We start from the raw sequence: 20,541 nt of genomic DNA, 5'->3' as shown, positions 1-20,541 counted from the left end.
TTTGCTTTCCCGCAACAGCTTTTAGAGAATGAAGCTCTGCATATCTTTTTCAAGATCTGAAGAAGCAGCAAGCAGTTTCTGGGACTCGGTCAGCAGGTTGTTGATCGTGTGATTTAATACCTGCATGGAATCCGCAGTTTCGGTTGTAGAAGCAGCGTTCTCCTCGGAAATAGCGGAAAGGTTGATCATAAGCTGATTTACATTGATGATGACCTTGTTGCATTCCTCGATGGAAGATTTGATGACCGAAGTCTTGTCTCTGGACTGGTCGATACCGCCTCGTACAATGTCGAACTGTGTCTGTGTTTCGTTTAATTTTTCGTTCTGTTCTAAGGTTGCCTGAACAACTTCATCCATAACGGACATCGTGTTCTGGAAATTGTCTGTCAGGTTTGTGATAACCTGGTAAATGGTGTCTGCTGATTTATCAGACTGATCTGCAAGCTGCTGGATCTCGGAAGCAACAACTGCGAAGCCTTTTCCTGCATCGCCGGCTCTTGCAGCCTCAATGCTGGCATTTAAGGAGAGGAGATTGGTCTGACTTGCAATAGATGAAATCAGGGAAACTGCCTCTTTGATCTCCTGTACAGAATTGTTGGTGGTATGGATCAGATCGGAGATCTTGTTGATGCCATCTGTGGTCTTCTGGTTGGAAACGCTGAGTCCGTTCAAAATCTGTAATGCTTCGTCGCTTGCTTCTTTCATGTGAGCGGATGTGCTGTCAAGTTCGCCTACGTTGGAAACCATGTCGTCCATAAAGTTTCCAAGATCGGTGATCTGGTGTGTGGACTGTTCTACATCTTCCGCTTGATTGTTTGCACCATCAGCAATTCCGGTGATCGCAAGATCGATCTGGGAAGAGGTCTCATTGGTAGACTGTGCCATCTGCTCAAGGCTGGAACCGCTGACCTTTAAGTCACCCGCAATCTTAACAACGGATTTTAAGGTAGCAGTCAGTTTGTCCGCCATCTGGTTGAGTGAGTGTCCGAACAGGTCGAATTCGTCACCTTTTCCGGTAGCGGCACGCACGGTCATGTTACCGTTTGAAATATCTGAAAGGGTATGGCGGAAACTGCCGACACTCTTCTGGATACTCGAAATGACATACAGTAAGATCGCAACGATCAGGGCTGCACCGATTACGAAAACGATCGCGATCAAAGCGGTCATCGTGGTACGGGAAGTCTTGGTCTGTTTCTCAATCAAAGAACGTACGTCAGAGGTAACACTGGTCAGATTGTTGTTGATTTCATTATTTTCGGATTTCAGCGAAATGATGTTCTTGTCATAGTCCTGCATGGAAGCGAAGGCATCTTCTTTCTGGGAAAGAGCAGAAGTACCGGCGGACACAATGTCAGGATCTACTGCATATACGCTGATGTTGTTTTTGATCTCCGCAAGTTTGGACTCAATAGCAGAAGCGGCATCTGTAGAGTCGTTTCCTTCAGCAACGGATTTGCTGTAGGAAGCAAAATCCTGATTTAAGCTGTCAAGGTTGGATCCGAAATCGTATTTTCCGTTTAATGCGATAGCAGCTCTTACGGTCGGAAGCTGTGTCTCCTCAAAGTAGAGGTCAACGGTTGCTTTCTGACATACGTTAAAAGAACTGTCCGCGATCGGAATTTCGATGGAAGCTTCCTGCCAGTCCGGATTGGTGCTGGTAAAAGTACCCTGGAAGCTGATACTCGGAACATTGTTAAACGTGGTCACATCAAGATCGGAATATCCTTCACCGTAAGATTTTGAAAGATCTGCTGCGGTCAGGGAAGAAAGATCAAGTGTCTCTGAGTCGTTGACAACAATATTGTTGATGAATACCCTGCCGGTATATTCAATACCGTTTCCACCGGCACGAACGATCAGATAATCACGTTTTCCATTGCCTTCATAGGTATTGGTGTAGGTGATATGACGATAATTTACACCGTCTACCGTCACTGTCTCAGCGGAAGCGAGCGGGAAATCCACCCAGGTACCGTCGATCCATTCACTCTCACCTGACATATCGGAAAAGCAGCTTTCAAGTGCTTCGTCCGGGGCAATGAAGTCTGCGTACATACCGCTGTCTTTGGAAAAACCGCGTTCAGAGATCGAAGAAAATAAATCAGAGCTGTTGCTTATTGTGGTATCAATATCGTCTGAAATTTCCTTTAAATCGGAACGGAAACCGGATTTTGTATATTTCAGGGCATTTTCGGCAGCAGAACTCATCTGCTTTAGGTTGTCCATTTTGGTGTCGTTATAAGAAGTGTCGAGGTCATATAAAAAGGACACGTCGAGCGTTTGGTTCTCATTTTGTAGTAAATTGATCTGATTGATATCAGCGAGTACCTGGTTGTTTGAGTTACTGCTGTTGATCAGATAAATTCCCGTAAAACCGAGAATAACAGTGGTTGCAATGGATACGCACCCGAGAACCAGTAGTTTGCCGCGGATACTGGAAAATATGGATGCTTTTGCAATCGGTGCTTTTGTAGCGGAATCTTTTTTCTTAGAATGCATATGCATATCCCCCTTCATTAAAAAAATGGTTAAAAAAGTTAAAAAATAAAATAACAATCTTAGCATAGTTATCTTAACATAATTTGAGATAAAAGGAAGAATATTTTGGAAAAAAGGAAAAGATTGTAAAAATGGCACAATTAGAAAAAACTAACAAAGCAAAAAAAGAACTAAAAATGGCTAAAATAAGCAAAAAAACAAGTTAAAAAACGAATGCAGGCGAAAATATATGGAAAACATATACACGCATAAGAACAAAAAAAGAGCAGATACTTTTGTTACAGCAAAAAAAGCTGTGAGACGTCAGTAAAAAAATATATAAAAATAAGGAGAAGATCATGACAAAATTAAACTGTTCAGTAATAAACTGTGTGTACAATGCGGACCGGTACTGCGGCAAAGGTGATATTTTAGTAGACGGACAGGCGGCAATGAGTTCCGATGAGACCTGCTGCAGCAGCTTTAAGGAGCGAAAGGACGGAGCGACTAACAGCTGTTCCTGCAGCCCGAAGGAGGAGATTAAGGTCGGATGCAGAGCCAAGCACTGTAAATTCAATGATGTGGACAGCTGCATGTGTACGGCAGAGCATATCGGCATCGCCGGTGGGAAAGCCTGTCAGTGTACGGATACGGAATGTGCAAGCTTTTGCTGCGAATAAAGTCAGAAAAAGTCAAAAAACGTAAGAAAATGGCAGAAAAAACTCCATGAAAAAGTCGTAAAAAGCTTGAAAAAAGAAATTCTTAGAAGTACAATACCTATGTAAGCTTCTACGGATGTTTTTCACAGGTCATGGAGGGATTTTGAATGAGAAAGAAATCGCACATTTCATTGGCACGCTATTTGGTGAGAAATCTGGACGACGGAGATTTAAGGAAGCACAAGTTATCTTTCTATATAGGAAGCATACTTCCGGACTGTAAGCCTTCTTTCTTATATAAGAAGCATGAGATAACCGGAACTTTTCCGCAGGTAAAGAGAGAAATAGAGCGGCTTTCCTCGGACTATCAGAAAAAGTACAAAAGACAAAAATCAAAATATTATAGAAATCTGGGACAGGTAACACATTATCTGGCAGATTATTTTACGTTTCCGCATAATAAGATCTATCCGGGAAATCTGAAAGATCACTGCGCGTATGAGGAAAAATTAAAAATAAGTCTGCGGGAATACCTGAAGACACCGGAAGTGCTGGAACATGCAAAAAAGACGATCGAATTTCAGACGCCTGAGGCTCTGATCGCGTTTATCCAGAAAAGTCATGATGAGTATCTGGAAAGGAAAAAGGGCGTGGAAGAAGATATAAAAAGCATCGTGGTGATGAATGAGCAGGCGGTGCACAGTATTACGGAGTTCTTCCGGCAGGCAAAACAAAAGCGGCATGTGCAGCAATTCTGATAAAAAGAAATTTTTGGAGAACGAGATGGTGAAACAAAGAAAAGAAATACTGCAGACAGAGATTGAGGACGCAAGACAGAGACTGGATCATTCCCTGGAAACCTTAAATGATTACGATGTGAGCTATCTGCTCAGTGTAAAGCTTGACAAGCTGATCGCGGAATATGTGGAACTCTGCGAAGCGGAGGGCGCTTAAACAAAGAAAAGATATGTTTCAGACAAAATACGCAAAAACCTTTTTGGTTTTTGCGTATTTTTTATTGCTTTTTTTACCGGAAAGGGGTATTATTATTCAATAAGTGGAGGAAAGTGGTAGATGATGGTGCTGAGTGGTGGATGATGTGGCAAAAAGTGGTTCACATTCCAAAACTCACAGGATACCTGTTTACTGGCCGAGGTGTGTTCTATGTTCATGGGAGAATACAATCACACAGTTGACACAAAAGGCAGACTGATCGTTCCGTCCAAATTCAGAGAACAGCTTGGGGATGAATTTGTAGTGACAAAGGGACTGGATGGCTGTTTATTCGTGTATTCGAAAAGTGAATGGGAAAACATCGAAGAAAAATTCCGCAATGTACCACTTACTACAAAAGATGCAAGAAAGTTTGCGCGGTTCTTTTTCGCGGGCGCGGCAAGCTGTGAGGTAGACAAGCAGGGAAGAATCCTGCTTCCGGTCGTTCTGCGTGAATATGCCGGGATCGAAAAGGATGTTGTTTCGGTTGGTGTCTTTAACCGGGTGGAGATCTGGGACAAGGATAAATGGCAGGAATCCAATTCGTATGACGATATGGATGAGATCGCGGAGCACATGGCAGATCTGGGACTTGGTATTTAATTGAAGGTTGGAGGAGACAATGGAATTTAACCACAAATCGGTATTACTTCAGGAGACAATAGAAAATTTAAATATTAAGCCGGATGGGATCTATGTGGACGGAACACTTGGCGGAGCCGGACATTCCTATGAGATCGCGAAGCGTCTTTCCGGTAAGGGAAGGCTGATCGGGATCGATCAGGACGCGGACGCGATCGCGGCAGCGACAGAGCGCCTTGCAGAGTATAAGGATCGTGTAACTATTATAAGAAGCAACTATGCGGCAATGAAATCCGAACTGCAAAAGATCGGGATCACACAGGTGGACGGGATCCTTCTGGATCTCGGAGTGTCATCGTTTCAGCTGGATACGCCGGAACGCGGGTTTACTTACCGGGAAGAAGACGCACCGCTTGATATGCGGATGGATCAAAGACAGAGCAAGACCGCAAGGGATATCGTAAACGGATATTCCGAGCAGGAGCTTTACCGGATCATCCGTGATTTCGGGGAAGATCGTTTCGCGAAGAACATTGCAAAGCATATTGTAAAAGAACGACAGAAAAAAGAGATCGAGACAACCGGGGAACTGACAGAGATCATCAGGGCATCCATACCGATGAAGGTACAGGCGACGGGCGGACACCCGGCAAAGCGTACGTTTCAGGCGATCCGGATAGAGTTAAACCGTGAGCTTGAAGTTTTACAGGACAACCTGGATGAGATGATCGATCTTCTGGCAGATGACGGAAGATTTTGCATTATCACATTCCATTCCCTGGAGGATCGGATCGTTAAGACAAGTTTTCGAAAAAATGAAAACCCATGTACCTGCCCGAAAGAATTTCCAGTGTGCGTGTGCGGAAATGTTTCAAAGGGCAAAGTGATCACAAGAAAACCGATTTTGCCGTCAGAGGAAGAACTCGAAGAGAACAAGCGCGCAAAGAGTGCAAAACTCAGAGTGTTTGAACGACATAAGACAGTGAAGTAAGACAGAAAAGAGGGAGAGATGAAAATGAAAACAAGACGGCGGATGGATCGTTATGAGAGAGTTTATACAACAGACACTTATGTAGACGGAAATACCGTGCGCAGAGTGGAAACGGTTCCGAATGTTCCGGAACGGCGGAGAGAACATATTGACAGAGAGCAGGAAGCGAGAAGACGGCATAACAAACGTGTGGCGAGAAGAAATCAGGAAAAAGCATTGCGCATGAACCGCGGTTATGTTATGTTTTTGTCAATGGCAGTATTACTGACGTGTCTGTCCTGTGTGGCATATATCAAGCTGCAGTCAGATCTTACCGAGCGCATGAGCCGGATCTCCAGACTGGAGAGCCAGGTGACGGATATTACAACAGACAATGCGGCTACGAGAAAGCGGATCGAGACATCCGTGGACTTAAACCATGTGAAGGATGTTGCGGTAAATCAGCTTGGCATGGTCTATGCGTCTTCCGATCAGATCATGTATTATGAGATCGCGAACGATGACTATATGAACCAGTACAGTGACATTCCGTCAAAATAGAGAGACGTAACAGGGTGATGGAGTGACAGAAAAAAGAAGAAAGAAAAAAATCCCAACCAGATTTTCAAGAAAGATGCAAAAGAAGCTGCTGATCGTGTTTTCACTGATATCAGTGGCTTTGATTGGGTTGATCGGAAGGTTGATGTATATTGAATACACGAGTGGCGCGAAGTATGAAAAGATCGTGCTGTCCCAGCAGGAGTACGACAGCTCGACCATACCGTACCGCCGCGGGGACATCGTGGATACGAAAGGAACGATACTTGCGACCAGTACCGATGTCTATAATGTGATTTTGGACTGTAAGGTATTAAACAACGATGAGAAGAAGATCGAGCCTACGATCACAGCGTTAGTGCAGTGTTTCCCGGATCTGAACGCGGATGAACTTAGACAGCTGATCCAGAATGAGCCGAATAAGCAGTACAATGTGCTGGAAAAGCGTCTTCCGTATGACCAGATCCAGGGCTTTGTGACCTTACAGGAGGACAAGAAAAACAATCCGGATATTGACGGCGTATGGTTTGAAAAAGAATACATCCGCAAATATCCTTACGGATCGATCGGCAGTTCGGTGATCGGCTTTACCACATCCGGAAATGTCGGAATGGCGGGGATCGAAAATTCCTACAACAGTACGCTAAACGGGATAAACGGCAGAGAGTACGGCTATCTGAATTCGGACAACAATTTTGAAAAGACGATCAAGGCGGCGGAAGACGGAAATGTCGTAGTCTCCACGATCGATCTGAACATCCAGTCTATCGTAGAAGAAAAAGTCGCGCAGTTCCAGATCGACAATGCAAACGTTGCCAGAGAGGGCGCGGGAAGCAAGCATACGGCGGTCGTTGTCATGAATCCGCAGAACGGGGAAGTGCTCGCGATGGCACAGTACCCGAACTATGATTCCAGCAATCCAAGAGACCTGAGCGCGTATTATACACAGGAACAGATCGATGCGATGAGCGATGATGAAAAACTCGACGCGTTAAACGGACTGTGGCAGAATTACTGTCTCACGGAAACGTATGAGCCGGGATCTACGGCAAAACCGTTTACCGTGGCGGCGGGACTTGAAACCGGTACGTTAAGCGGAGATGAGACGTATCTCTGCGATGGGTCGGAATTGGTATCCGGTTCTACCATCCACTGTGTAAACCGGAATGGACATGGACTCGAAGGGATCCGCGAAGCACTGATGAATTCCTGCAATGACGCTCTGATGCAGATGTCCTATGCGATCGGCGTGGACAACTTTGTGGAGTATCAGAAGATATTTGGCTTCGGTCAAAAGACCAATATTGATCTTCCGGGCGAGGCGAGAACCGATTCTTTGATCTATACCAGGGATTCCATGACGGCAGTGGATCTTGCGACCAACTCATTCGGTCAGAACTTTAACACGACGATGATCCAGATGAGCGGAGCGTTCTGCTCGCTGATCAACGGGGGCTATTATTATCAGCCACATGTAGTAAAAAAGATCACGGATGAAGACGGAAATACGATCCAGACCATGGACAACACGCTGATCAAACAGACCGTTTCGGAAGCAACTTCTGAAAAGATCAAGGGATATCTGTATTCTACGGTATCCGAGGGAGGAACCGGAAAATACGCCAAGGTAAACGGATATTCCATGGGTGGAAAGACCGGAACCGCGCAGAAGATCCCGCGTGGACAGGGAAATTATCTTGTATCCTTTATCGGATATGCGCCGCAGGAAAAACCGCAGCTCATGGTTTATGTCATTGTAGATGAGCCGAACGCGGAAGATGAGGCACACAGCAGCTACGCGCAGGGAATTGCGCAGGAAATATTTGCGGAAACGCTTCCGTATCTGAATATTTATCCGGATGAGCCGATGGCGGCTGAGATGCCGGTCAATCCGACTCTGCCGGAAGCAAAACAGCAGGCGATCGAGGCGGCGAATGCGGCAGCGAGCGGACAGCAGGCAGACGCAGCGGTACCGGATCAGACACAGGCGGAAGAAGGAACCACCGATACACCTTCGAGTGATATCGCGGAACAGGGCGCGGCAACCACCGGTCCGGCAGTCACAAATGATGTGGATGTCGTGACATCGGAATGACGCAAGAATAAAAGCATAACCTCACAAAAACCGTAATAGGATAGAAACAACGGTTTTTGTGAGGCTTTTTTTGTATCGGAATAAAACGGCTTATCGGAAAAAAATAATGGTGGTATTTGCGCTGATCTTTCTTATGACCGGAGTTCTGATCGGCAGACTGGTGTATCTTATGGTGTTCCGGTCGGAATATTATGTGGAGCAGGCGAAAGATCTGCATGAAAGAGAACGTGACATCAAGGCGGCGCGCGGTCAGATCTTGGACCGCAACGGAGTTGTGCTTGCGGCAAACCGTACAGTGTGTACGATATCCGTGATCCACAGCCAAGTGACGGATCCGGAAACGGTGATCCGGGTGCTTGCGAAAGAACTCGGGATGGACGAGGAAACCGTGCGGAAGCGCGTGGAGAAAGTAAGCTCGATCGAGCGTGTCAGGACAAACGTGGATAAGTCGGTCGGAGACGCGATCCGGGCGTACGGGCTTGCCGGAGTAAAGGTGGATGAGGATTACAAACGGTATTATCCCTATGACACACTCGCGTCCAAAGTGCTTGGCTTTACCGGCGGGGACAATCAGGGGATCATCGGGCTTGAGGTAAAGTATGATGATTATTTGCAGGGAACCAACGGAAAGATATTGACACTTACGGATGCGCGCGGCGTGGAAATTGAAAATGCGGGGGAGAGCCGTCTGGATCCGGTGGATGGAAATAATCTGGTCATCAGCATAGATTATAATATCCAGATGTACGCCGAGCAGGTTGCGACAAAAGTTATGGAGCAAAAGCAGGCGGATCATGTGAGCATCCTTATCATGAATCCGCAAAACGGCGAGATCTACGCGATGGCGAATGTCCCGGAATTCAATCTGAATGAGCCGTTTGTATTAAATTATGATGCGGGAACGGACATGGATGCAGCAAAAAAACAGGAACTGTTAAATCAGATGTGGCGGAATCCATGCATCAATGACACATATGAGCCGGGATCGACGTTCAAGATCATCACGGCGTCCGCCGCGTTAGAGCAGGGAGTGGTGACATTAAACGATAATTTTTTCTGTCCGGGCTATAAGATCGTGGAAGACCGCCGTATCCGCTGCCATAAAGCAGGCGGGCATGGGGCGGAAAACTTTGAACAGGGACTTATGAATTCCTGTAACCCGGTCTTTATGGAACTGGGAATGCGTCTCGGCGCGGATAATTTTTACCATTATTTCAGACAGTTTGGGCTGCTTTCCAAAACCAATATCGATCTGCCGGGAGAAGCGGCAACGATCATGCATTCCCTGGATAATATCGGGCAGGTCGAGCTTGCTACCATGTCGTTTGGACAGTCATTTCAGATCACACCGGTGGAACTTGCGACAACAGTTTCTTCTATTATAAATGGGGGGCGCAGAGTGACGCCGCATTTCGGTGTGAAAGTGCAGACACCGGATGGGGAGAATGTTGAAATCCTGCAGTATGACCAGGTGGATGGCATCGTGAGTGAGGAGACATCAAAGACGATGCGGACGCTGCTTGAAAAAGTAGTTTCGGAAGGCAGTGGAAAAAATGCGAAGATCGAGGGCTACGCGATCGGCGGAAAGACAGCCACATCGCAGACCCTGCCAAGAAGCGCGCACAAATACATTTCGTCGTTTCTGGGATTTGCGCCGGCGGAGGAGCCGACGGTGTTATGTCTGGTCATTATCAATGATCCGCAGGGCGTTTATTATGGGGGTACGATCGCAGCTCCGGTGTGCAAAGAAGTCTTTGAAAATATTCTGCCCTATCTGGAAATTGAAAAAACAGAATCACTTGCACAATAACATAAAATAACGTATACTGAGGAAGCATGGACAAAAGGCAAAAAGAGTACAATAAAGAGGTGTGAGTTTTATGTCGTATCAAGTAGTAATACCGGTTATCATAGCATTTGTGATCAGTGCCGCCTTAGCACCGGTCGTGATACCGTTTCTCAGAAAATTAAAGGTTGGTCAGACCGAGCGAAAGGAACTGGAATCGCATCAGAAGAAGATGGGAACGCCGACGATGGGCGGGATCATCATTCTTGCAGCGGTCGTAGTTACCAGTCTTATCTATATTAAGGATTATCCGAAGATCGTTCCGATCCTGTTCCTCACGGTCGGATTTGGGATCATCGGATTTTTAGATGATTACTTAAAAGTTGTTCTGCGTCGCTCCGACGGACTGCTCGCGTGGCAGAAAATGATCCTGCAGATCGTTGTGACCGCGGTGTTTGCAGTGTACATGATCAAAGTGTCCGGCGTGTCACTTGAGATGCTGATCCCGTTTAGCGGTGGCAAATATCTGGATCTTGGCTGGGTGGCGGTACCGCTTTTGTTTTTTGCGGTGATCGGAACCGTAAATGGCGTGAATTTCACAGATGGATTAGATGGTCTGGCATCGAGCGTAACGGTCATGGTTGCGACGTTCTTCAGCGTTGTGGCGGTTGGAACCCAAAGCGGGATCGAGCCGATCACCTGCGCGGTTGTCGGCGCACTGCTTGGCTTTTTACTGTTTAATGTTTATCCGGCAAGCATTTTTATGGGAGATACCGGATCTCTGGCGCTCGGCGGATTTGTTGCGGGAACTGCGTATATGCTGCAGATGCCGCTGTTTATCCTGATCGTCGGATTTATCTATCTGATCGAGGTATTATCAGTGATCATTCAGGTCACTTATTTTAAAAAGACCGGCGGAAAACGTATTTTCCGTATGGCACCGATCCATCATCACTTTGAGCTTGGTGGCTGGTCGGAAACAAAGGTCGTAGCGGTATTTTCCATTACGACCGCTATCTTATGCATGATCGCATTGCTTGCGCTTTGATATAGGGAAGCAGAAAGGAAGAAACATGGAATTTACAGGAAAGAAAGTCCTGATCGTAGGAACAGGAAAAAGTGGCGTGGCCGCAGCAGAATTATTACAGAAAAAACAGGCGGATTTAATCATCTTTGATGGAAATAAAGAGTTAAAAGAGGAGCAGGTAAAGGAAAAGTCCGGGGCATTTTCGGATGCGGAGATCGTGCTCGGAGAACTGCCGGAAAGCGTGATGGAGAAGCTTGATCTTGTAGTGTTAAGCCCTGGCGTACCGACGGATCTTCCGATGGTGAATGCGATACGCGACAAAAAGATCCCAATCATCGGTGAGATCGAACTGGCTTATCAGTGCGCGAAGGGAAAGATCCTCGCGATCACGGGAACGAACGGAAAGACCACTACGACAGCGCTGCTTGGCGAGATCATGAAAAATTATTTTTCCGATGTCAAAGTAGTCGGAAATATCGGGATTCCGTATACAAGCGTTGCGGCGGATACGACAGAGGAGACCGTGACGGTTGCGGAGATCAGCAGCTTTCAGTTAGAGACCGCAGTCGAATTCAGACCGGAAGTATCTGCGATCTTAAATATTACGCCGGATCATCTGAACCGTCATCATACGATGGAAAACTATATCGCGGCGAAAGAGAGCATTACAAAAAATCAGACTGCGGATGATATCTGTGTGCTCAACTATGAAGATGAAGTGCTTCGTGAGTTTGGAGCCGGTCTACAGACAAAAGTTATCTACTTCAGCAGTGCCAGAAAGCTGGAAAACGGTTATTATCTGGATGGAACCGATATCTGCCGGGCAGTGGACGGAAAAGCAGAACACATCTGCAATGTGGAGGAACTGAATCTCCTCGGGAAACATAATTATGAAAATGTCATGGCGGCAACGGCGATGGCGGCAGGCTTTGGTGTTCCGCTTGAAAAGATAAAGGAAGTTTTGGTCAGATTTCAGGCGGTGGAGCATAGAATTGAATATGTGACAGAAAAACGCGGCGTGAAATTTTATAACGATTCCAAGGGAACCAATCCGGATGCGGCGATCCAGGGGATCCGCGCGATGAACCGCCCGACCCTTCTGATCGGCGGCGGCTATGATAAGCAGTCTGAGTATGACGAGTGGATCCAGGCGTTTGATGGAAAAGTAAAGAAACTTGTCCTTATTGGTGCCACAAAAGAAAAGATCGCCGCTGCTGCGAAAAAGTGCGGATTTTTTGATATTGTGTTTACGGACTCTCTGGAAGAAGCAATACAGATCTGCTATGACAACGCGAAGGATGGAGATGCCGTTTTACTGTCACCTGCCTGCGCAAGCTGGGATATGTTCAAAAGCTATGAGCAGCGTGGTGATATCTTCAAAGAGATCGTAAGAAACTTAAAGGAGTGAGCAGATGAGTAAAAGGCAGGGGGCAAAGCGGGAAAAGCCAATTAAATATTTTGATTACAGCCTTTTATTTATTATCATATTTCTGGTGTGTTTCGGACTTGTTATGCTTTACAGTACCAGTTCCTACAATGGAGAGGTGAAGTTCGGAGACGCGGCTTTTTATCTGAAAAAACAGCTGTTTGCAACGGTGCTCGGTCTGATCGCGATGGGAATGATCGCAAACATCGATTACCACGTCTGGATGCGTTTCGGAAAAGCAGCCTATCTGCTTGCGCTTGCTCTTTGTGTTTCCGTTATCTTTATCGGAACCACCGTAAACGGTTCCAAACGATGGCTGCGTTTAGGACCATTGTCCTTTCAGCCGTCGGATTTTGCAAAACTCTGTGTCATCATTTTCCTGGCGACCATGATCAGCCGTATGCCAAAGCAGATGGGAAAATTCAGTACCGTAATACGCGTGGTAGTGATGGTGCTTCCGCTCGTCGCAGTGGTCGCGATCAACAACTTAAGTACCGCGATCATTATTCTCGGGATCGCGGTAGCGCTGGTATTTGTCGCAAGTCCGAAATACCTGCAGTTCTTTTTGATGGGAGGACTGGGTGTCGGATTCGGCGCGGCTTTCATCATGTTTGAGAGCTACCGTGCCGAGCGTTTGAAGATCTGGCTGCATCCGGAGGATTATGACAAGGGATATCAGACCCTTCAGGGTTTGTACGCGATCGGTTCCGGCGGCCTTTTTGGAAAAGGACTCGGAGAGAGTATGCAGAAACTCGGGTTTGTTCCGGAGGCCCAGAACGATATGATCTTTTCAATCATCTGTGAGGAACTGGGGCTTTTTGGCGCGATCTGCGTGATCTTACTGTTCCTTCTTATGATCTGGCGTTTTATGGTCATCGCGAACAATGCGCCGGATCTTTACGGGGCGCTGATCGTGGTCGGGGTCATGGCGCATGTGGCGATCCAGGTGATCTTAAACATTGCCGTAGTAACCAATACGATCCCGAATACCGGTATTACATTGCCGTTTATCAGTTATGGAGGAACTTCCATTCTGTTTCTGTTATCGGAGATGGGGTTAGCGCTCAGTGTGTCAAGGGGAATAAAATTAGAGGCGTGAAAGCATGATTCGTGATGAGAGAAAAAAGAAAAAACGAAAGAAAATAAAGACGATCGTCCTGTTAAGTTTCCTTTTGATCCTGGTGATCGCCGGTTTTGTGGTGACAGAGCTTTTTACGGTAAAACAGGTGGAAGTAAAAGGAAATGAACTCTATCCGGATGAGCAGATTGAGGCAAGTATCTTAAATGACGCGTATTCCTGGAATTCACTGTATGTTTACTTAAAATACAAGTTCGGCAGAGCGGATGAGGTCCCGTTTGTAGACACTATGGAAGTATCGTTAAAAAATCCGCACAGCGTACAGATCCATGTGTACGAAAAAGGACTGCTCGGTTATCTCTACATAGATTCCATCGGAAAAAACGCTTATTTTGATAAAGACGGTTTTGTGGAAGAGACCTCGTCGCGGGTGATCGAGGGTGTTCCGAAGATCACGGGATTGTCCAGCAGCGACGTGGTATTGTATGAAAAACTGTCGTTTGACGATAAAAAGGCGTTAAAGACGCTGCTTACGGTGACGCAGACGTTAAAAAAATACGAGATGATACCGGATACCATCAATTACGATGCGCAAAAGCAGATCACGCTCTATTACGGCAACGTGGCGGTCATGCTCGGCAATTCCGATAACATGACGGAAAAGATCAGCCGGATGTCCTACATTTATCCGAGTATTGCCGGAATGAACGGCGTTTTACATATGGAAAGCTGGACAGAGGAGACCAGTGATATTACATTTGTAAAAAATGAATAAAATAATTCTGATTTTTCGAAAAATAAGGTTGATTATTTTTTATAAAAATTATATTATAGAATATATGATTAGATTTAAGGGTTATTTGACAGAAGTTTATAAGGGAGAGAAGGAGGAACTACCTTGCTTGAAATAAAAACTACAGAAACAGATTCCAATGCCAAAATTATTGTGATAGGCGTTGGCGGAGCAGGAAACAATGCGGTCAATCGGATGATTGATGAAAATATCGGTGGCGTGGAGTTCATTGGTATTAATACGGATAAACAGGCGTTGAATCTCTGCAAGGCACCTACTCTGCTTCAGATTGGTGAAAAACTGACCAAGGGGCTTGGCGCGGGTGCGCAGCCGGAGATTGGTGAGAAGGCAGCGGAAGAGAATGCGGAAGATCTGGAGAACGCGGTTAAGGGTGCGGATATGGTCTTTGTTACCTGTGGTATGGGTGGCGGTACCGGTACTGGAGCAGCTCCGGTGGTAGCCAAGATTGCCAAGGAGCAGGGTATCCTGACCGTTGGTGTTGTGACCAAACCGTTTAAATTCGAAGCAAAAACGCGTATGGTCAATGCGCTTTCCGGAATTGAACGTTTAAAAGAGAGCGTAGATACACTGATCGTGATCCCGAATGATAAATTGCTTGAGATCGTAGACCGCAGAACAACCATGCCGGATGCGTTAAAGAAAGCAGACGAGGTATTACAGCAGGCAGTGCAGGGAATTACCGACCTGATCAATCTGCCGGCACTGATCAATCTGGATTTCGCGGATGTACAGACCGTTATGAAGGATAAGGGACTTGCACATATCGGTATCGGTATGGCGAAGGGTGATGACAAGGCGATTGAGGCAGTAAAACTTGCAGTTGCGAGTCCGTTGCTTGAGACAACGATCACCGGAGCATCTCATGTTATCATCAATATTTCGGGTGATATTTCTCTTATGGATGCAAATGACGCTGCAAGCTATGTTCAGGATCTTGCGGGTGATGACGCGAATATCATTTTCGGTGCGAAGTATGACGAGACCAAGACAGATGAAGCGACCATTACGGTTATTGCGACCGGACTTGAAGCAGCAGCACCGGCGCCTAAGATGATGACCGGAATGTCCGGTATGGGACTCAAATATGCGTCCAGCAAGCCATCCGCCAGACCGGTGACAGGCGGACTTGGAACCAGACCGGTAAGCGGCGCGACAGCAGCAGGTGGAACGACAACCGCTCCTGCAGGTGGATTTATGAGTGGAATCCAGAAGCCGAAACGTCCGGAGAGTACGGTTCAGGAAAAGGATATCAAGATCCCGGAATTTTTAAAGAATACAAGAAAATAAGCAGTACGAAATGTACGGACAGGATATAAGAACCTTCAGATTGATTCTGAAGGCTCTTTTTTTACTTCATGCGAAAAAATGTCCGTTTTTGCAGATAAGATACCAAAAGACAGGTAGGGCTTTTGACAAAATAAACAGGCTGTTTTTTCTATAATAAAGGAGCAAAAAAGAAAGGGCAGGAGGGGAAACGTGCAATATGAGTTCTACATAGATGCGTTTGTGGTGACGAATGGTCTGATGGATTTTCTGGTACTGATGTTCACAGATGAGATCCTGCATCGGAAAGCGCGGCTTGGCGTTTTGTTTCTTGCGAGTGTGCTTGGCGCGGTGGTCAGCGCGGTACTTTTTCTGTGGATGTCCGATTATCTGCTATATCAGATGGTCATCCATTTTATACTGAATCCGCTGATGCTTGTTTTTGCGTTTGGGGAAAAGAAGGGGAAGCGCCTGCTGGAAGACTGGATCATCTCTTATCTGGCAATGATCCTGCTCGGAGGGGCGATGCAGTGGCTGTATTATGGAATTGGCAGGGGACGGCATTTTGTGCTCTGTCTTCTGGGTGTGCTGACAATCGGCGTATTCGGGCTGTGTGTCGTGGAACGTTACCGCAGGATAGAAGGGAAGGTATACGAAGTAAAGATCTGTCAGGATGACCGGGAGTTAGAAGTGGCGGCGTATTATGATTCTGGAAATTTACTGACAGATCCCTATGTAAAAGAACCGGTTCAGATCATTGATGAGGAAATGATCCGGCCGCTCATGGAAGAAAAACAGATGCGTAAGAGGCTGATCCCGTTTCATTCACTGGGAAAAGAAAACGGATGGATCACTGTGATTACCGCAGAAAAAATGATAATCCGCAAAAGAAAGGAGCAGATCGAGGTGTGCCCGGTGGTCCTGGGACTGGGAAGAAAGGAACTTTTTTCGGGCACCGGATATCATATGCTCTTAAATGAAAAAAATTTAAGAGGTTAAGGAGAGAGGGATATGTATATTAAAGTGAGCATACCGGAGCATTTCCAGTTAAAGATCATGCCGTCGTTGTACAGTCTGATGTTTCGGCGGGAAAATGATGTTCATTATATCGGAGGCGCGGAGGTGCTGCCGGCACCGTTGGATGCGAAAAGAGAAGCGGAGTGTATCGAAAATCTAGGGGAAGAGGACGGAGAGGCGCGGAAATGCCTGATCGAACACAATCTGCGTCTGGTTGTTTACATAGCGAAAAAATTTGATAATACGGGAATCGGCGTGGAGGATCTGATCTCCATCGGGACGATCGGCCTGATCAAGGCGATCAATACATTTAATCCCGGCAAAAACATCAAGCTTGCGACCTATGCGTCCCGCTGTATCGAAAATGAGATCCTGATGTACCTGCGGCGCAGCAGCAAGACAAAACTGGAGGTTTCAATAGATGAGCCGCTCAACGTGGACTGGGATGGAAACGAGCTTTTGCTTTCCGATATCCTTGGAACAGATGAGGATCTTATTTCGAAGGATATTGAAAATGAGGTGGAGCGGAAACTGCTCGGAAAAGCGATCGAAAAACTTTCGGGGAGAGAGCGCATGATCATCGAAATGCGTTTTGGGTTAAATACCGCGGGAGGAGAGGAGATGACGCAGAAAGAAGTAGCCGACCGCATGGGGATCTCCCAGTCTTATATCTCGAGACTGGAGAAAAAGATCATGAAACGTCTCAAAAAAGAAATTGTGCGATTTGAATAAAAAAACGGGAAAAACTATATATAAACTGGATAAAATGTGGTAAAATAACAGTATCAAAACTGGTAGGAGATGGTGGCTATGTTAATAGAATTTTTAGGCGCGGCACATGAAGTAACGGGAAGCTGTCATTTTGTTTCGTTTGGAAATACACATTTTCTGGTAGACTGTGGAATGGAGCAGGGACCGGATCTGTATGTGAATCAGGAGATACCGGTCAATGCGGCAGAGATCGATTATGTGTTTGTGACGCATGCGCATATCGATCATTCGGGACTTCTGCCACTTTTATACAGCCATGGATTCCGTGGAAAGATATTTGCAACGCAGGCAACCTGTGAACTTTGTAATATCATGTTAAAGGACAGTGCGCATATCCAGATGTTTGAAGCGGAATGGCGCAACCGGAAAGCAAAAAGAGCAGGAAAACCGGAGGTTGTACCGTTATACAATATGGATGACGCACAGGGGGTGCTCGAACATTTTGTTCCGTGTGCTTATGAGACGCCGGTGCAGGTCACGGATGATCTGAAGATCCGTTTTGTAGATGCCGGTCATCTGCTCGGCTCATCCAGTATCGAGATCTGGATCCGGGAGGATGGAGAGGAAAAGAAACTTGTTTTTTCCGGGGATATCGGAAACGGAAATCATCCGCTCATCAAAGAACCGGTTTGCTTAAAAGATGCGGATTATGTTGTGATGGAATCAACCTATGGCGATAAAAACCATACCATTCCGCCGGATTACGCATCCGCGCTTGCGGGCGTGATCAAGGACACATTTATCCGGGGAGGAAATCTTGTGATCCCGGCGTTTTCCGTTGGACGTACCCAGGAGATGTTATATTTCCTGCGGCGCATCAAAACAGAGCATCTGCTCCCGGAATTTGAAAACTTTGAAGTATATATTGACAGCCCGCTTGCGGTAGAGGCAACCAATATTTTCCATAAGAGTGTTGCGGAGTGTTTTGATGAGGAAGCATTAGAACTCGTCAGACAGGGCATTAACCCGATCGGATTTCCGGGGCTTAAGACCGCAGTCACGAGTGAAGAGTCAAAGATGATCAATTTTATCCAGAAGCCGGTTGTTATCATATCGGCGTCCGGTATGTGTGAGGCGGGTCGTATCCGCCATCATCTGAAACACAATCTCTGGAGAAAAGAATCCACGATCCTGTTCGTGGGTTATCAGGTACCCGGAACACTTGGCTTTCATCTTTTAAACGGCGCGAAAGAAGTAAAGCTGTTCGGTGAGTCGATCGAGGTACACGCAAAGATTGAAAATCTGCCGGGCATCAGCGGGCATGCGGATAAGGATCATCTGACAAAGTGGGCGGCATCCTTTGCGGAACATCCGCCGAAAAAGGTGTTTATCGTGCATGGAGACGATGCAGTGTGCGATTCCTTTGCGGCGCACCTGCGGGAAGAACTGGGGTATGACGCGACAGCACCGTACAGCGGAGATATCTATGATCTGGCGACCGGCGCCTGCATCAAAGAGGGAAGCAGAGATCAGATTAAGAAAAAGGAAAAAGCAACCAACCATGCTTCCTCCAATGTATTCGCGCGACTGCTTGCAGCCGGACAGAGACTGCTTACGGTTATTAACAAAAACGAGGGACTGGCGAACAAAGATCTCGCAAAATTCGCGGATCAGATCACGGCACTTTGCGACAAATGGGATCGGTAGCCAGGTAGGTCTTCATGCTTTTTAAGGCGGATTTTTCAAGGCGGCTGACCTGAGCCTGTGAGATGTGGATCTCTTCCGCAACTTCCATCTGGGTTTTCCCTTCAAAAAAGCGAAGCTTTATAATGTGATGTTCGCGCGTGTTTAAACGTTTCATGGCATCGTTCAGTGACAGACTTTCCACCCAGCGGTCTTCGCGGTTATGTTTGTCACTGATCTGATCCATGACATAGAGGGCATCGCCGCCGTCGGTGTAGACGGGATCGTAGAGGCTGACCGGGCTTTGGATCGCGTCTAACGCAAAGAGGATATCGTCTTTGTCGATGCCGGTTTCCTTTGCAATATCCTCAAGCGTAGGTTCCTGCATGGAAGTGCGGGTGAGCAGTTCCTTGGCGTGGATGGCTTTGTAGGCGATGTCGCGCAGCGAGCGGCTGACGCGGATGCTGTTGTTATCCCGCAGATAGCGGCGGATCTCGCCGATGATCATGGGGACGGCATAGGTACTGAATTTGACACCGATGGAGTCGTCAAAGTTGTCAATGGATTTCATAAGACCGATGCAGCCGATCTGGAAGAGGTCGTCCACATTTTCGTTACTGTTTGCAAAGCGTTTGATCACGCTCAAAACGAGGCGGAGATTTCCCTTGATGTATTGTTCCCTGGCAAAACGGTCGCCCTGTTTGATGCGGGAAAACAGTTCTGTTTTTTCATCTTCTGACAGAATGGGAAGCTTTGCGGTATTGACACCACAGATTTCTACTTTATAAACAGCCATGAAAAATACCTCCGAATCGATTGCTGATATATAAAGGGTGTGCGAAGAAGATATTTTTTATGCAAAATAGAACTTCTTTTTTTGGAAAAAATATGCTAAGATGGGAAAAGTGTAAGGAAAGCCCAAAAGAACGCAACTTGAGAGAAAAAGAAAAGCAGGGATAAAAGATGAAAGATTTAATTGATGAGAGAAATAAAAGAGAAAAGATGCAAAACAGCATTATTAAATGGTGGAATGTAAATATGGTTCCGGTAGAAGAAAAAAAGGACGCGTTTGCGGGGCTCTCAAGTGAGGAAAAAGAGGCGGCAAAACAGATCATTGCGCGGCTGGATGCTGAGGCGGCAGAGGATGAAGCCATAAAGGCGAAAGAAGTCGAAGCGGAATTGAAAAAGCAGGAAGAGAAAGAAGCGACCTTTAACGCGTCAACGGGTTCTTATTCCGGGGAATACGGAACGAAGCCGGTGGATGATGAGGCGGCAAAGGAGCAGATCGAGAAGATCTTAAAAGAAAAAGAGGAAGCACTGCATAAGAGCATAGAGATCACCCAGTCCGGAATGGGCTGAGCACAATACAGTAAGTGGCAGGAACCGCGTTTGCGGTTC

Annotated in this window: 19 protein-coding genes; 17 read left to right on the top strand and 2 right to left on the bottom strand. The window is 46.5% G+C overall.

What is annotated here, in order from left to right; all coding sequences use genetic code 11:
• Nucleotides 1-21: 21 nt before the first annotated feature.
• The gene (locus tag H8Z76_RS07035; RefSeq protein ID WP_022514570.1) at nt 22-2,502 is read right to left on the bottom strand and encodes a methyl-accepting chemotaxis protein; all 2,481 of its coding nucleotides are present in this window, start codon (nt 2,500-2,502) and stop codon (nt 22-24) included.
• 338 nt (nt 2,503-2,840) lie between these two features.
• Between H8Z76_RS07035 and H8Z76_RS07030 the strand changes: the two genes are divergently transcribed.
• The 16 genes from H8Z76_RS07030 to H8Z76_RS06955 all read left to right on the top strand — a co-directional run bounded on the left by H8Z76_RS07030 (nt 2,841) and on the right by H8Z76_RS06955 (nt 19,167).
• Nucleotides 2,841-3,161: a DUF1540 domain-containing protein gene (locus H8Z76_RS07030; protein ID WP_147618573.1), complete on the top strand. Its 321-nt coding sequence runs from the start codon at nt 2,841-2,843 to the stop codon at nt 3,159-3,161.
• A gap of 146 nt (nt 3,162-3,307) precedes the next feature.
• Entirely contained in the window at nt 3,308-3,898 is a 591-nt protein-coding gene (locus tag H8Z76_RS07025) for a zinc dependent phospholipase C family protein (RefSeq protein WP_022514572.1), read from the top strand.
• A 25-nt stretch (nt 3,899-3,923) separates the two neighbouring features.
• Nucleotides 3,924-4,094, top strand: coding sequence for a Spo0E family sporulation regulatory protein-aspartic acid phosphatase (locus tag H8Z76_RS07020; protein ID WP_147618574.1), 171 nt, complete (start codon nt 3,924-3,926; stop codon nt 4,092-4,094).
• Between the two features lie 210 nt (nt 4,095-4,304).
• The gene (gene mraZ / locus H8Z76_RS07015) at nt 4,305-4,736 is read left to right on the top strand and encodes a division/cell wall cluster transcriptional repressor MraZ (protein ID WP_022514574.1); all 432 of its coding nucleotides are present in this window, start codon (nt 4,305-4,307) and stop codon (nt 4,734-4,736) included.
• Nucleotides 4,737-4,755: 19 nt separating this feature from the next.
• Nucleotides 4,756-5,706: a 16S rRNA (cytosine(1402)-N(4))-methyltransferase RsmH gene (gene rsmH / locus H8Z76_RS07010; protein WP_186982043.1), complete on the top strand. Its 951-nt coding sequence runs from the start codon at nt 4,756-4,758 to the stop codon at nt 5,704-5,706.
• A 24-nt stretch (nt 5,707-5,730) separates the two neighbouring features.
• The gene (locus tag H8Z76_RS07005) at nt 5,731-6,246 is read left to right on the top strand and encodes a hypothetical protein (protein WP_243240468.1); all 516 of its coding nucleotides are present in this window, start codon (nt 5,731-5,733) and stop codon (nt 6,244-6,246) included.
• 73 nt (nt 6,247-6,319) lie between these two features.
• Nucleotides 6,320-8,338 carry a peptidoglycan D,D-transpeptidase FtsI family protein gene (locus H8Z76_RS07000; RefSeq protein ID WP_147618637.1) on the top strand — a complete coding sequence of 673 codons (2,019 nt, stop codon included), beginning with the start codon at nt 6,320-6,322 and terminating at the stop codon, nt 8,336-8,338.
• 106 nt (nt 8,339-8,444) lie between these two features.
• Nucleotides 8,445-10,148, top strand: a complete 1,704-nt coding sequence (locus H8Z76_RS06995; protein WP_186982042.1) for a peptidoglycan D,D-transpeptidase FtsI family protein — start codon at nt 8,445-8,447, stop codon at nt 10,146-10,148.
• Nucleotides 10,149-10,218: 70 nt separating this feature from the next.
• Nucleotides 10,219-11,172 carry a phospho-N-acetylmuramoyl-pentapeptide-transferase gene (gene mraY / locus H8Z76_RS06990; protein ID WP_147618577.1) on the top strand — a complete coding sequence of 318 codons (954 nt, stop codon included), beginning with the start codon at nt 10,219-10,221 and terminating at the stop codon, nt 11,170-11,172.
• A 25-nt stretch (nt 11,173-11,197) separates the two neighbouring features.
• A complete protein-coding gene (gene murD / locus H8Z76_RS06985) occupies nt 11,198-12,559 on the top strand; it encodes a UDP-N-acetylmuramoyl-L-alanine--D-glutamate ligase (protein ID WP_186982041.1) in 1,362 nt (453 codons plus the stop codon).
• A 4-nt stretch (nt 12,560-12,563) separates the two neighbouring features.
• Complete coding sequence (locus H8Z76_RS06980) at nt 12,564-13,676, top strand: FtsW/RodA/SpoVE family cell cycle protein (protein WP_022515683.1); 1,113 nt, start codon at nt 12,564-12,566, stop codon at nt 13,674-13,676.
• Nucleotides 13,677-13,680: 4 nt separating this feature from the next.
• A complete protein-coding gene (locus H8Z76_RS06975) occupies nt 13,681-14,430 on the top strand; it encodes a cell division protein FtsQ/DivIB (protein WP_147618579.1) in 750 nt (249 codons plus the stop codon).
• Between the two features lie 123 nt (nt 14,431-14,553).
• Nucleotides 14,554-15,756: a cell division protein FtsZ gene (gene ftsZ / locus H8Z76_RS06970; RefSeq protein WP_022515681.1), complete on the top strand. Its 1,203-nt coding sequence runs from the start codon at nt 14,554-14,556 to the stop codon at nt 15,754-15,756.
• 189 nt (nt 15,757-15,945) lie between these two features.
• Nucleotides 15,946-16,731: a sigma-E processing peptidase SpoIIGA gene (locus tag H8Z76_RS06965; RefSeq protein WP_022515680.1), complete on the top strand. Its 786-nt coding sequence runs from the start codon at nt 15,946-15,948 to the stop codon at nt 16,729-16,731.
• 12 nt (nt 16,732-16,743) lie between these two features.
• Complete coding sequence (gene sigE, locus H8Z76_RS06960) at nt 16,744-17,481, top strand: RNA polymerase sporulation sigma factor SigE (protein WP_022515679.1); 738 nt, start codon at nt 16,744-16,746, stop codon at nt 17,479-17,481.
• A gap of 78 nt (nt 17,482-17,559) precedes the next feature.
• Nucleotides 17,560-19,167, top strand: a complete 1,608-nt coding sequence (locus tag H8Z76_RS06955; RefSeq protein WP_022515678.1) for an MBL fold metallo-hydrolase RNA specificity domain-containing protein — start codon at nt 17,560-17,562, stop codon at nt 19,165-19,167.
• On the opposite strand, the gene sigG is transcribed toward H8Z76_RS06955, so the two are convergent.
• Complete coding sequence (sigG, locus tag H8Z76_RS06950; protein ID WP_022515677.1) at nt 19,136-19,939, bottom strand: RNA polymerase sporulation sigma factor SigG; 804 nt, start codon at nt 19,937-19,939, stop codon at nt 19,136-19,138. The genes H8Z76_RS06955 and sigG overlap by 32 nt on opposite strands.
• Nucleotides 19,940-20,106: 167 nt before the next feature.
• Here sigG and H8Z76_RS06945 point away from each other — a divergent pair, with 167 nt between their 5' ends.
• A complete protein-coding gene (locus H8Z76_RS06945) occupies nt 20,107-20,502 on the top strand; it encodes a hypothetical protein (protein ID WP_022515676.1) in 396 nt (131 codons plus the stop codon).
• Nucleotides 20,503-20,541 lie beyond the last annotated feature (39 nt).

The sequence above is a fragment of the Roseburia yibonii genome, assembly GCF_014297335.1.
Lineage (GTDB): Bacteria > Bacillota > Clostridia > Lachnospirales > Lachnospiraceae > Roseburia_D > Roseburia_D yibonii.
This window is presented reverse-complemented; position numbering and strand designations above follow the sequence as displayed.

What these genes read in the sequence shown, in the direction of transcription:
- H8Z76_RS07005 (WP_243240468.1), top strand. Translation starts at nt 5,731, where the DNA reads ATGAAAACAAGACGGCGGATGGATCGTTATGAGAGAGTTTATACAACA.
- H8Z76_RS07030 (WP_147618573.1), top strand. Translation starts at nt 2,841, where the DNA reads ATGACAAAATTAAACTGTTCAGTAATAAACTGTGTGTACAATGCGGAC.
- murD (WP_186982041.1), top strand. Translation starts at nt 11,198, where the DNA reads ATGGAATTTACAGGAAAGAAAGTCCTGATCGTAGGAACAGGAAAAAGT.
- H8Z76_RS06955 (WP_022515678.1), top strand. Translation starts at nt 17,560, where the DNA reads ATGTTAATAGAATTTTTAGGCGCGGCACATGAAGTAACGGGAAGCTGT.
- mraZ (WP_022514574.1), top strand. Translation starts at nt 4,305, where the DNA reads ATGTTCATGGGAGAATACAATCACACAGTTGACACAAAAGGCAGACTG.
- H8Z76_RS06995 (WP_186982042.1), top strand. Translation starts at nt 8,445, where the DNA reads ATGGTGGTATTTGCGCTGATCTTTCTTATGACCGGAGTTCTGATCGGC.
- H8Z76_RS07035 (WP_022514570.1), bottom strand. Translation starts at nt 2,502, where the DNA reads ATGCATTCTAAGAAAAAAGATTCCGCTACAAAAGCACCGATTGCAAAA.
- H8Z76_RS07020 (WP_147618574.1), top strand. Translation starts at nt 3,924, where the DNA reads ATGGTGAAACAAAGAAAAGAAATACTGCAGACAGAGATTGAGGACGCA.
- H8Z76_RS06980 (WP_022515683.1), top strand. Translation starts at nt 12,564, where the DNA reads ATGAGTAAAAGGCAGGGGGCAAAGCGGGAAAAGCCAATTAAATATTTT.
- sigG (WP_022515677.1), bottom strand. Translation starts at nt 19,939, where the DNA reads ATGGCTGTTTATAAAGTAGAAATCTGTGGTGTCAATACCGCAAAGCTT.
- rsmH (WP_186982043.1), top strand. Translation starts at nt 4,756, where the DNA reads ATGGAATTTAACCACAAATCGGTATTACTTCAGGAGACAATAGAAAAT.
- H8Z76_RS07025 (WP_022514572.1), top strand. Translation starts at nt 3,308, where the DNA reads ATGAGAAAGAAATCGCACATTTCATTGGCACGCTATTTGGTGAGAAAT.
- sigE (WP_022515679.1), top strand. Translation starts at nt 16,744, where the DNA reads ATGTATATTAAAGTGAGCATACCGGAGCATTTCCAGTTAAAGATCATG.
- H8Z76_RS06975 (WP_147618579.1), top strand. Translation starts at nt 13,681, where the DNA reads ATGATTCGTGATGAGAGAAAAAAGAAAAAACGAAAGAAAATAAAGACG.
- mraY (WP_147618577.1), top strand. Translation starts at nt 10,219, where the DNA reads ATGTCGTATCAAGTAGTAATACCGGTTATCATAGCATTTGTGATCAGT.
- H8Z76_RS06945 (WP_022515676.1), top strand. Translation starts at nt 20,107, where the DNA reads ATGAAAGATTTAATTGATGAGAGAAATAAAAGAGAAAAGATGCAAAAC.
- H8Z76_RS07000 (WP_147618637.1), top strand. Translation starts at nt 6,320, where the DNA reads ATGCAAAAGAAGCTGCTGATCGTGTTTTCACTGATATCAGTGGCTTTG.